This window comes from Bradyrhizobium sp. USDA 4472 (assembly GCF_054058595.1).
In genome coordinates this window covers 5,806,177-5,818,535 of record NZ_JBSSAM010000001.1, presented here as the reverse complement: position 1 = coordinate 5,818,535, position 12,359 = coordinate 5,806,177, and the positions used below count along the sequence as shown (strand labels likewise).

Below are 12,359 nucleotides of genomic sequence, written 5' to 3'. Positions count from 1 at the left end.
GGATATGAGCGATACGGCGCAGACCGCCGAAAAGGCAAAGGTCCACGAGGAAAAGGAAGCCGATCACCATCCCTATTTCCGCCCGAAGGATGCGGCGACGCTGATCCTGGTCGACCGCAGCGGCACTGTTCCGAAGGTGCTGGTCGGCAAGCGCCACGACAAGGTGGTGTTCATGCCCGGAAAATTCGTCTTCCCGGGCGGCCGCGTCGACAAGGACGATTATCGCGTGCCCTGTGCGGCCCCCATCACCGCCGAGCTGGAAGCCAATCTCGCCAAGGGCAGCCCCAGGACGCCGGCCTCGCGCGCAAAATCGCTGGCAGTTGCCGCCATCCGCGAAGCCTGCGAGGAGACCGGTCTCTGTCTTGGACGCAAGAGCGAGGGGAAAGCAAAACTCGAAGGCCCCTGGAAACCGTTCGCGGATGCGGGCCTGCTGCCCGATCCATCCAGCCTGTTCCTGATCGCCCGCGCGATCACCCCGCCCGGCCGCGTCAAGCGCTTCGATACGCGCTTCTTCACCGCGGATGCCTCCGCGATCACCCATCACGTCGAGGGCGTGATCCACGCGGATGCGGAACTGGTCGAGCTGGTCTGGGTCGAGCTCGGCTCAAAGCCACTCGCGGATCTGCATCCCATGACACGGAATGTGCTCAACGAGCTCCACACGCGCCTTGCCACCGGCCCCTTGCGCCACGACGCACCGGTGCCGTTCTTCCATTTCTACGGCGGCAAGATGCAGAAGGATATTTTGAGCTAGTTAGTCGTCGTCCGCCTCGCTGTCAGCGCGCCCCTTCGGAATGACGCAATTGTGCTGAGGGGCCAGCGAAAAACGAAAAATTCTTCCCGCCGCCGCCGATGGCGGAGTTCCCGCGCATGCCTATGTCTTTCCCCAACGACACCGGAACGGGATTTTGGGCGCGATGGCACAACGGCAACTCAAGCTCGGCGCGTTCATGCGCCCGATCAGCATCCACACCGGCGCATGGCGCTACCCCGGGGCCTGGCCGGACGCCAATTTCAATTTCGGCCACATCAAGACGCTGATCCAGAAGCTCGAGGCCGGCAAGTTCGACGCCTTCTTCATGGCCGATCACCTCGCCGTGCTGAACATGCCGATCAACGCGCTCAAGCGCAGCCACACCGTCACCTCGTTCGAGCCATTCACGCTGCTCTCGGCGCTGTCGGCCGTCACCGAGCGCATCGGCCTGATCGCGACGGGCTCGACCACGTTCGACGAGCCCTATCACGTCGCCCGCCGCTTCGCTTCCCTCGACCATCTCAGCGGTGGACGTGCGGGCTGGAATATCGTCACCACATCGAACCCGGACGCAGCGCTGAATTTCGGCCTAGACGATCACATGGAGCACGCCGAGCGCTACAAGCGCGCCCGCGAGTTCTATGACGTCGTCACCGGCCTCTGGGACTCCTTCGCCGACGATGCCTTCGTGCGCGACGTGGAATCGGGCCTGTTCTTCGATCCCGCGAAGATGCATGTGCTCGACCATCACGGCAAATATCTGAAGGTCCGCGGCCCGCTCAACATCGCCCGCCCCGTGCAGGGCTGGCCCGTGATCGTGCAGGCCGGCGCCTCCGAGGATGGCAGGCAGCTTGCCGCCGAAACGGCGGAAGCCGTGTTCACCGGCGGCGGCAGCCTCGCCGACGGACAAAAGCTCTATGGCGACATCAAGGGGCGCATGGAAAAGATCGGCCGCGATCCCGAGCATCTGAAGATCCTGCCCGGCGCCTTCGTCGTGGTCGGCGATAGCGTCGACGAGGCCAGGGAGAAGCGTGCCCTGCTCGACAGCCGCGTGCATTACGACAGCGCCATCGCCTCGCTCTCGGTGATACTCGGCACCGACGCCTCCGGCTTCGACCCGGATGGACAGCTGCCTGACATCCCCGAGACCAACGCCAGCAAGAGCGGCCGGCAGCGCATGGTCGACCTCGCCAGGCGCGACAAGCTCACCGTGCGCCAGCTCGCCCAGCGCGTCGGCGGCTATGGCGGGCTCTCCTTCGTCGGCACGGCGAAAACCATCGCCGACCAGATGGAGGAATGGCTGGTCGGGCGCGGCTCCGACGGATTCAACATCATGTTCCCGTTCCTGCCCGCGGGCCTCGACGATTTCGTCGACAAGGTGGTCCCGGAGCTGCAGCGCCGCGGGATTTTCCGGACAGAGTATGAAGGGGCCACTCTGCGGGAGAATCTGGGCCTTCCCCGGCCGAAAAACCGATTCTTCGAGGGGTGAAAGGCCCGATTTGGGTGGTTTTCGGGGTGTAAAACCTTGACATCAGGCGGTTTCTGGCTAGGTTGCCGGCCAACGCGGGCCGTTTGGCCGGCTCCAGATTCCCTTCATTTCTGAGGTTCAGAACATGGCCAAAGCGGTCACCATCAAGGTCAAGCTCGTGTCCTCGGCCGACACCGGCTTCTACTACGTCGCCAAGAAGAATTCGCGCACCATGACCGACAAGCTGGTCAAGAAGAAGTACGACCCGGTCGCGCGCAAGCACGTCGAATTCAAGGAAGCCAAGATCAAGTAGGATCGGCGAAAACGTCGAAGAGTTTTGCGGGGTCCTCGGGGCCCCGTTTTCGTTTCCGCCCTGGTGTGCCGCGCGCGGTGCCCCCTGGGCGATGCGCAGCATCGTCCGCTGAGCCGGCCCCGGTTCCGAACGTCAATCCAGCGGAACGTTCAGGCTGGTGCCTTTGGTGATGATGCCGCCGCGATTGCCGATCTCGATCGAACCGTAGCGCTCCCTGAAGCAATCGGGCAGCGGCCGGTCGCCTTCCATGCTGAGCCAAAGGCGCAACAGATGACGCTTCCGGCTTGCATCGGGCCAATCGCGGAAACCCGTCCGATCATGCAGCAAGGCATGATTGTAGACGAACTGCATATCCCCCGGCTGAAGCCGCATGCCAAAATGCAGATCGGGATCATTTGCCAGCGCGTCAAAGAGATCGAGCGCCTCGACGTGAGCCGGCGTCAGTCTCGGCGCATCGGGGAAGCGCTGCGCACTATCGATATACTGACGCTGATAGAACCCGGTCAGGAACCCCGCATGCCAATTCAGCACCGGGATTTGCAGATATGGCTTTTCGTTCTCCGGCACCTCGCCGCGCCGGTCCGTCGCGATTGGATCAAACAACAGGGCGGCAAGGTCGGGACGCCTGTCGAACATCTCGTTGTAGATTGTGGATGTACTGACGAGAAGGGAATCGCCGCCCTCCATCGCCTCGCGAATGCATAACAATCCGACGACGTCGGACGAATCCGTGTGGAACGTTTGCCTTTCCGACGTCTGATAGATCCGCGTGTTCGGATCCCTCGCATCCGCACCTGTGTCGCGCACGTGACCGAGAATGTGCCCTGCCGCATTCTGGGACCGTGCCGATCCGAGATGGGCGCCCACCCCGCAAAAGATCGTCGCGGCAAACTCCTGGCTGTATTTTGCGACCGGAAGGCCGCGTATGACTTCAAAGCCCAGGCCAACCAGCAGCGTCTTCTTGAGATCGTCCAGATGCGCGCCGAAACGAGGGAGCGGAAAACTGTCCTTCGTGATGTCGGCGATCTTCTTGCTCCGACCAAGATATGATTCAGCCGCGGTCTCGAGCTCCGCGATATCGCCAGCATCAAGCGAGATCAACCATCGATCGGGATTGGCCTTCATCTCGGCGCCGAGCCATGCGGACGCGACCTCAACCCGTCCTGGAGGACGATTGACCCCACTGGGCGCTGAGACCGCATTCATGTTGCTGGCTCCCGAAGCTTGGCCGTAAACGAATTCATCGGCCGCCAACGATATGGTTCGGATCGCTTGTTGGCAACGCTGGCGGGCGAAATGCGCGCAACGATGGTTGCGCCGCGGAGTGCACCTCATTGCACGTCCTTTGTTCCGCGAGCGCGCCGAAGTATGATTGCCGTGGTGGGAGGACTCTCTGTGTCCGCAGTTCCAAGGCAGGATCTGCAAATCGTCGGAGTCACATCATGCGCGCCCGTCCCTTTCTGCTCGTCATATGGGTCATAATGTCCGCGCCCACGCCAGCTGGAGCTCAACGCTTCGGTGGCAATGATCCGGTTTGCCTTCAGCAGTGGAAAAGGGGCGGCGTCAGCTGGATTTCGTGCCGATATAGTTCGTGGGAACAGTGCAAAGCGGAGACTGTGGGTCTTCCCGCCATGTGCCTGCTGAACCCCTATGCGCAACGGCCGCCTCGTCCGGACCGCGGTCCGCGTCCGCGATAGGTGCGATTGGAGCGGCTGCTGTCGACTCGCAGCTACGCCGTTCGCAGCACCGGCGCCGGTGGCTGTGCGGGCCGGATCAGTGCGAACGCGACCTGCATGATGCCGCCGGCCAAACCCAGCGCCACGCCGATGCGCCAGGCCATGCTGTACGAGCCGAGGGCGTCGTAGATCAGCCCTCCTCCGTACGCGCCGAGGAAGCTGCCGATCTGGTGGCTCATGAAGGCAAGGCCCTGGATCATGGCTTGCCAGCGCAGCCCGAACATCTCGGCGACGGCGCCGGCGACCAGCGGGCCGACGCCCATCCAGAGAAAGCCCATGATGGCGCCGAACAGCAGCGTCGAGAACGATGACGCCGGCAGCATGAAATACCAGGCGAGCGCGAGCGAGCGCAGGATGTAGATGCCCCCGAGCAGGGCCAGCTTGTTCCAGCGCTGGCCGGCCCAGCCGAAGAACAGCGAGCCCAGCACGTTGAAGCCGCCGATCATGCCGAGCGTCTGCGCGCTGAGCATCGGATCGAGCCCGCAGATCGCCAGATATGACGGCAGATGCGTGGTCAGGAACACGAGCTGCATGCCGCAGACGAGATAGGCGCAGGTCATCACCACGAAAGAAACATTGCCGAAGGCGGCCCTCGCGACGGACGCGGCCGTGGCGTCGCCGATGTCGTCGGCGGCGGGCTTGGGCAGCGGGATGGCGTCGACGCGGCCGGCGTACCAGGCGGCGGGGATCATCAGCACCGACATGACGACGAAGCCGGCGAGCCCAATGCGCCAGCCAAAGCCCTCGTTGAGCATCTGCCCGATCGGCGCCGACAACAGCGCACCGAGCGAGCCCGCGCCGGAGACGATGCCGAGCACCGTCGAGCGCACCGCCGCGGGCACCGCGCGCGCCGCCACCGACATCGCGATTGCGGCCGCGGTGCAGGCAAGCGAGGTGCCGATCAGCACGCCTGCGCCGATCATGATGCTGACGAGACCGCCCGCGGTCGCCATCAGGATGAGGCCGGCGATATACATCAGCGCGCCCACGATCATGATCGGGCGGAAGCCGAAGCGCACCGTCATCGCGCCGGCCGGCGGCTGGAGAAAGCCCCAGGCGAGGTTTTGCACGGCCAGCGCCAGCGTGAAGTCCGACACCGAAAGGTGGATGTCGTGCGTCAGCGGCTGCATGAAGATGCCGAGCGACTGGCGCAGCCCCATGCTCAGCGTCAGCATGATGGAGGCGCCGATCAGGATCGGCAAGGCCGGACGCAGGACCTGCAACAGGGGCATTTTTGTCTCCCTCGAGGGCGCAGGACGCGCGCCGACGTCTGCAATATCGGTTGACTTCGGTTACACAGACCTGTGTAATTAGTCTATAGGTGGCGGGCGCTGTCAAGCGAAGAGGATATTTGTCGACGCATGGCTCCCCCGCCCGCACCACAGTCGATGAAAGAGCGGATCCTTCAGACCGCCGACAGGCTGTTCTATCTGCAGGGCATTCGCGCGATCGGCGTCGACACCATCGCGGCCGAGATCGGCATCTCCAAGCGCACGCTCTACAACCACTTCCCCTCCAAGGACGCGCTGATCGCGGCCTATCTGGAGCGCCGCTTCGTAAGCGCCCGCCCCTCCGACAAGCCGCCGGCCGAGCAGATCCTCGGTACCTTCGATTCGCTCGAGCGGCGTTTCGCGGCGAAGGATTTTCGCGGCTGCCCGTTCGTCAATGCGGTCGCCGAGCTAGGTCCGACAGACCGCGCCGTGAAAAAGATCGCCATCGCCTTCAAGGAAAGCCGCCGCGTGTGGTTTCGCGAGCGGCTGACCGAGCTCGGTGTTTCGGATGCGGACGCACTCGCCACGCAACTCGTGCTGCTGGTCGACGGCTCGATCGCGCAGGATCTGGTGCGTGACGATCCCGCCATGGCGCGCGCGGCGAAAGAAGCGGCGAAGGTGCTGCTGCGGAACGCGGGCGTGGATGTGAGCGATGAGGCAGCGAAACCGGTCAAGGGCAAGCGTTCGCCGCAATAATCACCGTCGTCGTATTGCTCGGTGTCATCACCCGCGAAAGCGGGTGATCCAGTATTCCAGAGACGGTGAGGCTCCGGCCGAGACGCCGCGGCGTACTGGATTCCCCGCTTTCGCGGGGAATGACAGCGGAGTTCGGGGGACGGTTATGGCCCCAAGGTTACACGTTGGGTCCAGCGCGCGAACGGTCACGCCGCCTGCGCCACCACGCGATTGCGTCCGTCATGCTTGGCGCGGTAGAGCGCGGTATCGGCGCGCTTGAGGACGTCGGCGACCGCTTCGCCCTTCTGCTCCAGCGTGGTCAGCCCGATCGAGATCGTGACCTCGACGCGCTTGGTGCCCTTGTTGACGGCAAAGGGCTCACCCGCGATCGAACGCCGCAGCCGCTCGGCGACCATGCCGGCGACGTGGAGATCGGTCTCCGGCATCACGATGACGAACTCCTCGCCGCCATAACGGCAGGCCAGATCGATGCCGCGGATCGACTTGCGCACGCGCACCGCGAACTCGCGCAGCACGTCATCGCCGCCGTCATGGCCGAAATTGTCGTTGATCGACTTGAAATAGTCGATGTCCAGGATCATCAGCGCGAGCGGCTTGCCGCGGGCGGATGCCTGCTCGGCCAGCGTCGCCAGATGGCTCTCCATGTAGCGCCGATTGTGCAGGCCGGTGAGCGCGTCGGTGATCGCCATCTCGATCGAGTTCTGCACGTTGTCGCGCAAATGATCGGTGTAGCGGCGGCGGCGGATCTGGGTGCGGGCGCGCGCCAGCAGCTCGGTCTTGTCGATCGGGCGCAGCAGGTAATCGTTGACCCCGATCTCGAGTCCGCGCAGCAGCCGCGTGGAGTTTTCCGCCTCCGCAACCGCCAGGATCGGCACGTGGCGCGTGCGCTCCAGCGAGCGGGCCTGGCTGCAGAGCCGCAGGCCGTCGAAATTGTTCAGGTCGAGCGAAACGATCAGCAGATCGTAATTGCCCTCGGCGGCATGGAACAGGGCTTCTGTCGGATTCGGCTCGACGTCGATGGTGTGCTCGGCGGCGAGGATCGTCCCCAGCCGCTCGTAGGACGACGGGCGGTCGTCCACCAGCAGGATGCGGCCACCCTTGCCTGCATCGGCGATGGCGCTGCGCTCGGGCGCCTGCATGCCGATCTCGAGCGAGGTGATGGCGCGCATGCGCAGCTCATCGGTCATCATCTTCAACCGCGTCAGCGAGCGCACGCGCGCGATCAGCACGACGTCGGAGACGGGCTTGGTCAGAAAGTCGTCGGCGCCGGCTTCCAGGCCGCGATTGCGGTCGGACGGGCTGTCGAGAGCGGTGACCATCACGACGGGAATGTGGTGGGTGGCCGGGTCGGTCTTGAGGCGACGGCAGACTTCGAAGCCGTCCATGTCAGGCATCATCACGTCGAGCAGGATGATGTCGCATTCGGCGCGGCGGGCCAGCGCCAGTGCCTCGGTGCCGTTCGAGGCGGTCATCACGTCGAAATATTCGGCGGAGAGACGGGCCTCGAGCAGTTTGACGTTGGCTGGAACGTCATCGACGACAAGGATACGCGCGGACACTGTGAACTCACTTCCTATCCGATAAAACGCCGGACCGTCTCGATGAATTTGCCGACCGAGATCGGCTTGGACAAATAGGCTTCGCAGCCGCCCTCGCGGATGCGTTCTTCGTCGCCTTTCATCGCGAACGCCGTGACCGCGACGACGGGAATGGCGCGCAGCTCCGGATCGTCCTTGATCCAGCGCGTCACCTCGAGCCCCGATACCTGCGGCAATTGGATATCCATCAGCACCAGATCGGGCCGCATCTTGCGCACGAGGTCGAGCGCCTCGTAGCCGTTGCTGGTGCCCGATGTCTGGTAGCCGTGGGCCTCCAGCAGGTCGCGGAAGAGCTTCATGTTGAGCTCGTTGTCTTCCACGATCAGGACGGTCTTAGCCATCCCGCCCTCCTGTTTGGTCCCAAAGACCGATGCATGTGACGCCTCAGGCGCCGCTTTCCGGCGCTTCGAAAACTGGATTCAAACTAGCCTCGAATTCGCTTGAGTTTCGTTAAACCCGAGGGGCCACTTTCTGCGATGTGGTTTCCAGTTGCTTGTCTGGCCCAGCAAGACTCAAGCGCCGAGACTCAGTCCCGAGACTCAGCCTAGAGACTCGGGCATAGTCCAAAGTAGACACCGAAAGTTAACGGAAAGGCAAACCGGGCCCGTGAAAAAGCCTGTTCACAACCCCCGCGAAGTAGCTGAAATCGTTGCGATTCAGGCGCTGTCCTTTGTTGCGGGCGACCCTGAGCGGCTGGGCCTGTTCCTGGCCGAGACGGGGGTCGGCCCGGAGACGCTCCGGAACGCCGCCTCGGACCCGAATTTCCTGCTCAGCGTGCTCGATTTCGTGCTGCGCGATGACGACACCGTGAAGGCCTTTGCCAAGGCTTCGGAACTGCATCCGACCAACGTTGCCGCAGCACGCCAGGTGCTGGGCGATGCGCTCGGTGATGCCAATTGGGAGCGCGACGTGCCGTGACCCTCCCCGACCCGGCCGGGCCTCGGTGCTTCTGCCGGGATTGCCTGGCCGATCTGGATATGGGCGGGCGGCGCTGTTCCGCCTGCGGCTCCCCTCGCCTCGTCCGGCACCGTACGCTCGCGAGCCTGACGATCGCCCATATCGATTGCGACGCCTTCTATGCGACGGTGGAGAAGCGCGACAATCCTGACCTCGCCGACAAGCCCGTCATCATCGGCGGCGGAAAACGCGGCGTCGTCTCGGCCGCCTGCTATATCGCGCGCACCTATGGCGTGCGCTCGGCCATGCCGATGTTCAAGGCGTTGGAAGCCTGTCCGCATGCGACCGTGATCCCGCCTGACATGGCCAAGTATGTCCGCGTCGGCCGCGAGGTGCGGCAGGCGATGCAGGCGCTGACGCCGCTGGTCGAGCCACTCTCGATCGACGAGGCCTTTCTCGATCTCTCCGGCACCGAGCGGGTGCACGGCATGATCCCGGCAAAGGTGCTGGCGCGGTTCGCCCGCAAGGTCGAGCGCGACGTCGGCATCAGCGTCTCGGTCGGCCTGTCCTGCAACAAGTTTTTGGCCAAGATCGCCTCCGACCTCGACAAGCCGCGCGGCTTTGCCGCGCTCGATCAGGACGAAGCACGCATCATGCTGGCGGAAAAGCCTGTTGGCTTCATCTTTGGCGTCGGGCCGGCGACGCAGGAACGCCTTCTGCAGCGAGGCTTCCGCATCATCGCCGATCTTCAGAAGGCCGACGAGATCGAGCTGATGCGGCAGTTTCCGAGTGACGGCCGCAGGCTTTGGCGGCTCGCGCGCGGTATTGATGATCGGCGCGTCGAGCCTGACCGCGGCGCCAAGACCATTTCGAGCGAGACGACGTTCGAGACCGACATCCGCGATTTCGCGTCGCTGGAAAAGATCCTGTGGCGGCTCTGCGAGAAGACGTCGTCGCGGCTCAAGAGCAGCGAGTTGGCCGGCTCGACCGTCAGGCTGAAACTGAAAACCGCCGATTTCCGCCAGCGCACCCGCTCGCAGTCGATCGCAGCACCGACGCAGCTCGCCGCAAAGATCTTTTCGATCTGCCGCGAGATGCTGGCGAAGGAGATCGACGGCACCGCGTTCCGCCTCATGGGCGCCGGGGTCAGCGCGCTGCGCGACGGCTCCCCTGCCGACGACACCGACATGCTCGACCGCCGCGCCGCCCACGCCGAGCGCGCGGTGGACAGCCTGCGCAAGAAGTTCGGCAGCGCCGCCGTCATCCGCGGCATCGCCTATGAGGGACCGGAGAAGGCGCAGGAGTGATGGCGTCCTGCGCAAATCAGTCGCACTCAAAGATTTGCGCACCAGGATAGACGCGCCTGGCGTACCGAACGACCAGCTGCCGATCCTGCGTCTCCGGGAAGGGAGTCCGTATCTGACTAGACCCGACGATGAGGTGCCACAAGCCGTTGAGCTTTTGGATGACGACGTTCATTTGAGCTCCGCGTGATGACCCGAGTGGACTCAAATTGTAAGAATCTCCCGCCGTCGCTCAATTGTACCACCGTAAGGTCGGCGCATGAGAAGGATTAGAGGGCTTATACCAAGGTATGTTGGTCGTGGATTCAACAGCCGCTCGCGCGGCGAGAGGGCTGGCATATGGTGACAGGCGAGCGCGATCTCGGTGCACTGCTGAAGAGCATGAAGCCGGAGATGCTGGACGGCATCTTCGTGTTTTGCCCGATTGCGCCGAGCGCGAGCATTCCCGCGATCATCAGCCCGATGCTGACGTTCCGCGAACGCGAAGGAACGACGCTTGTCATCCCACGTGAGCAAGCCGAAGCGACCGGATTGCGTTACGCTTTCCCCTCGCGCCTGATTACGTTGACAGTCCACTCCACACTCGACGCCGTCGGATTCCTGGCAGCCATCACCGCGCGCCTCGCCGCAGCCGGCATCAGCGTCAACGCTGTGTCGGCCTTTCATCACGACCACCTCTTCGTGCCTTGCGACAGGGCCGATGAAGCAATGGCTCTACTGCAAAACATGAGCGGGCCGAGCTCAATCGAAGCTGTGACCTCGTAAGCAGCTGGCTGCCTGATGTCTGGTCGACCCCTGACAGCGGCGGGAAATGGACGTCTGCCAAGGTCGCTGAAGGGCCATCAGAGGACTATCTGCCAAGTTGAAGTGGTACCCGGCGCACGATGAGGGCTGCAAGGGGGGCAGATTGACCGAATTGCAATCATTTTTGAGGCACGACGCTTTCAATCGCACTCTTTGCGGCACTGAGGTTACTGATCACCTTTGTACTTTGCGCTGCAGCCGTCGTTCCTCTGCCACCCCAGATAGGAACCCCAGATGAGCCGCCCGCACAGTAGTTCCCGGTGAGTATAGTATTTACGTCTTGCAGGTTCTTGATCGACTCCGGAATGACGGCTGCAATTCCAGACATAACTTGATTTGCGCGCGCCAAATCTTTCTCCAGGGCAAGCGATTTCTGTTGACATGCATCAGCATAACTCCTCGCCTTCTGCAGCTCTTGCTCGGTGGCGGGCTTACCTTCATTTGCGTGCTGCAATTCAACTTGCAGAGTGTTCACCTGGCTCTGCAGAGATCGCGCATCGAATGCCATGTACTGCAATATGGCGCCGACCAACACGAGGGCAAAGCAGAAACACATGAAAACGTAAATAGGCGTACCTCTCGCATTAGCTCGTAGCAGGAGATAGGTCAAAAACGCTAAGAGAAAACCTAGGCCGATGGCACCGGCGCTCAATATCGCTGGAATGTTCATTAAAAGTAATCCTTCGCAAGGAGTCGCTGAAATGGCTCGCGCGAGACAGCAGAGGCTTGGCAACGAGTTCCGCGCGAAGCGCAGTTTGCAACTCGTAACATACTTTGTCACCATAGGTTGTATCGTGCTGCAAAGTTTGGCAAGCGGGAATGTGCCCCTTCCGATAGTCTGGTTGATCGCGTCGGCTTTGGATCAAACCTGGAAAAAATGATTTGCCGTTCCGCCGAATGCGCGGGCAGCAAACGGTTCGAGAGCCTCCCCGTTCGGATCCTGAAAGGCCCTCGAGCAGCCACGGCGGCGGTTCGCCGGGGCTCAGGCGGACGGGCGAGGCGGAGCGAAAGCCCCGGGGGATGAGCGGAACGCCTTTCTGAAGCGAGCCTCTAACGCAGATCAAGCAATCGCGTTGGAGCGGCAGCTTCGCGAACATCGCTAGGAACGAGGCAAAATAGGAGGGGTTGGCTCCATGACCTGTGTGTCCCCTCCTAAAACTAGGCCCCCGACAATGGGGGCCATTCTTTTGGGGCAGCATTGACCGGGCGCAGTCGTTGCGCCGCTCACACTCGGTCACAGTCACTCAATTGGCAGGCCGATTTTCGGGTCGTCGGCTCCGCTAACCCAAAGGCGCTGGTGACGCCGCGCCTATGGATTTAGATCATCTTTTTGAGGACCGGAGCACAGATCGTTTCGATCGACCAGGTCGAGCTTACGCAAAGCTTGGCTCTAAAGGCCAGTGCGAGAATGTGCTCCTGTTCCCGGATGAACTCGATGCGGCGCCGCTTTGGTTGTCGGCTGTGACTGTTTTCGCCTTCTGGCACCTGCTGGTGGTCAGCTGACTGAATTCCATTAGG

At 62.8% G+C, this 12,359-nt stretch carries 13 protein-coding genes; 8 read left to right on the top strand and 5 right to left on the bottom strand.

Annotation, left to right across the window (positions count from 1 at the left end):
* Nucleotides 1-4: 4 nt before the first annotated feature.
* The 3 genes from ACVWZ4_RS27290 to rpmG all read left to right on the top strand — a co-directional run bounded on the left by ACVWZ4_RS27290 (nucleotide 5) and on the right by rpmG (nucleotide 2,535).
* Nucleotides 5-754, top strand: a complete 750-nt coding sequence (locus ACVWZ4_RS27290) for an NUDIX hydrolase (RefSeq protein ID WP_456703954.1) — start codon at nucleotides 5-7, stop codon at nucleotides 752-754.
* 163 nt (nucleotides 755-917) lie between these two features.
* Entirely contained in the window at nucleotides 918-2,243 is a 1,326-nt protein-coding gene (locus tag ACVWZ4_RS27285; RefSeq protein ID WP_456741553.1) for an LLM class flavin-dependent oxidoreductase, read from the top strand.
* A 124-nt stretch (nucleotides 2,244-2,367) separates the two neighbouring features.
* Nucleotides 2,368-2,535, top strand: coding sequence for a 50S ribosomal protein L33 (gene rpmG, locus ACVWZ4_RS27280; RefSeq protein WP_057756569.1), 168 nt, complete (start codon nucleotides 2,368-2,370; stop codon nucleotides 2,533-2,535).
* A 132-nt stretch (nucleotides 2,536-2,667) separates the two neighbouring features.
* Here rpmG and ACVWZ4_RS27275 read toward each other — a convergent pair whose 3' ends face one another.
* A complete protein-coding gene (locus tag ACVWZ4_RS27275; protein ID WP_456790395.1) occupies nucleotides 2,668-3,960 on the bottom strand; it encodes a TauD/TfdA family dioxygenase in 1,293 nt (430 codons plus the stop codon).
* A gap of 17 nt (nucleotides 3,961-3,977) precedes the next feature.
* Between ACVWZ4_RS27275 and ACVWZ4_RS27270 the strand changes: the two genes are divergently transcribed.
* Entirely contained in the window at nucleotides 3,978-4,232 is a 255-nt protein-coding gene (locus ACVWZ4_RS27270) for a DUF3551 domain-containing protein (RefSeq protein ID WP_456703957.1), read from the top strand.
* Between the two features lie 32 nt (nucleotides 4,233-4,264).
* On the opposite strand, the gene ACVWZ4_RS27265 is transcribed toward ACVWZ4_RS27270, so the two are convergent.
* The gene (locus tag ACVWZ4_RS27265) at nucleotides 4,265-5,503 is read right to left on the bottom strand and encodes an MFS transporter (RefSeq protein ID WP_456703958.1); all 1,239 of its coding nucleotides are present in this window, start codon (nucleotides 5,501-5,503) and stop codon (nucleotides 4,265-4,267) included.
* Between the two features lie 129 nt (nucleotides 5,504-5,632).
* Between ACVWZ4_RS27265 and ACVWZ4_RS27260 the strand changes: the two genes are divergently transcribed.
* Entirely contained in the window at nucleotides 5,633-6,238 is a 606-nt protein-coding gene (locus tag ACVWZ4_RS27260; protein WP_456703959.1) for a TetR/AcrR family transcriptional regulator, read from the top strand.
* 185 nt (nucleotides 6,239-6,423) lie between these two features.
* Here ACVWZ4_RS27260 and ACVWZ4_RS27255 read toward each other — a convergent pair whose 3' ends face one another.
* A complete protein-coding gene (locus ACVWZ4_RS27255) occupies nucleotides 6,424-7,797 on the bottom strand; it encodes a PleD family two-component system response regulator (protein ID WP_456703960.1) in 1,374 nt (457 codons plus the stop codon).
* A gap of 14 nt (nucleotides 7,798-7,811) precedes the next feature.
* Entirely contained in the window at nucleotides 7,812-8,177 is a 366-nt protein-coding gene (locus tag ACVWZ4_RS27250) for a response regulator (RefSeq protein ID WP_008566616.1), read from the bottom strand.
* A 265-nt stretch (nucleotides 8,178-8,442) separates the two neighbouring features.
* Between ACVWZ4_RS27250 and ACVWZ4_RS27245 the strand changes: the two genes are divergently transcribed.
* The 3 genes from ACVWZ4_RS27245 to ACVWZ4_RS27235 all read left to right on the top strand — a co-directional run bounded on the left by ACVWZ4_RS27245 (nucleotide 8,443) and on the right by ACVWZ4_RS27235 (nucleotide 10,802).
* The gene (locus ACVWZ4_RS27245; RefSeq protein ID WP_456790394.1) at nucleotides 8,443-8,754 is read left to right on the top strand and encodes a DUF3572 domain-containing protein; all 312 of its coding nucleotides are present in this window, start codon (nucleotides 8,443-8,445) and stop codon (nucleotides 8,752-8,754) included.
* Nucleotides 8,751-10,040, top strand: coding sequence for a DNA polymerase IV (locus tag ACVWZ4_RS27240; RefSeq protein WP_456741551.1), 1,290 nt, complete (start codon nucleotides 8,751-8,753; stop codon nucleotides 10,038-10,040). The genes ACVWZ4_RS27245 and ACVWZ4_RS27240 overlap by 4 nt, the downstream gene beginning before the upstream one ends.
* Before the next feature lie 339 nt (nucleotides 10,041-10,379).
* On the top strand, nucleotides 10,380-10,802 hold the full coding sequence (locus tag ACVWZ4_RS27235; RefSeq protein WP_456738179.1) for an ACT domain-containing protein: 423 nt from the start codon (nucleotides 10,380-10,382) through the stop codon (nucleotides 10,800-10,802).
* Between the two features lie 157 nt (nucleotides 10,803-10,959).
* On the opposite strand, the gene ACVWZ4_RS27230 is transcribed toward ACVWZ4_RS27235, so the two are convergent.
* Nucleotides 10,960-11,511, bottom strand: coding sequence for a hypothetical protein (locus ACVWZ4_RS27230; protein WP_456735375.1), 552 nt, complete (start codon nucleotides 11,509-11,511; stop codon nucleotides 10,960-10,962).
* Between the last annotated feature and the right edge of the window lie 848 nt (nucleotides 11,512-12,359).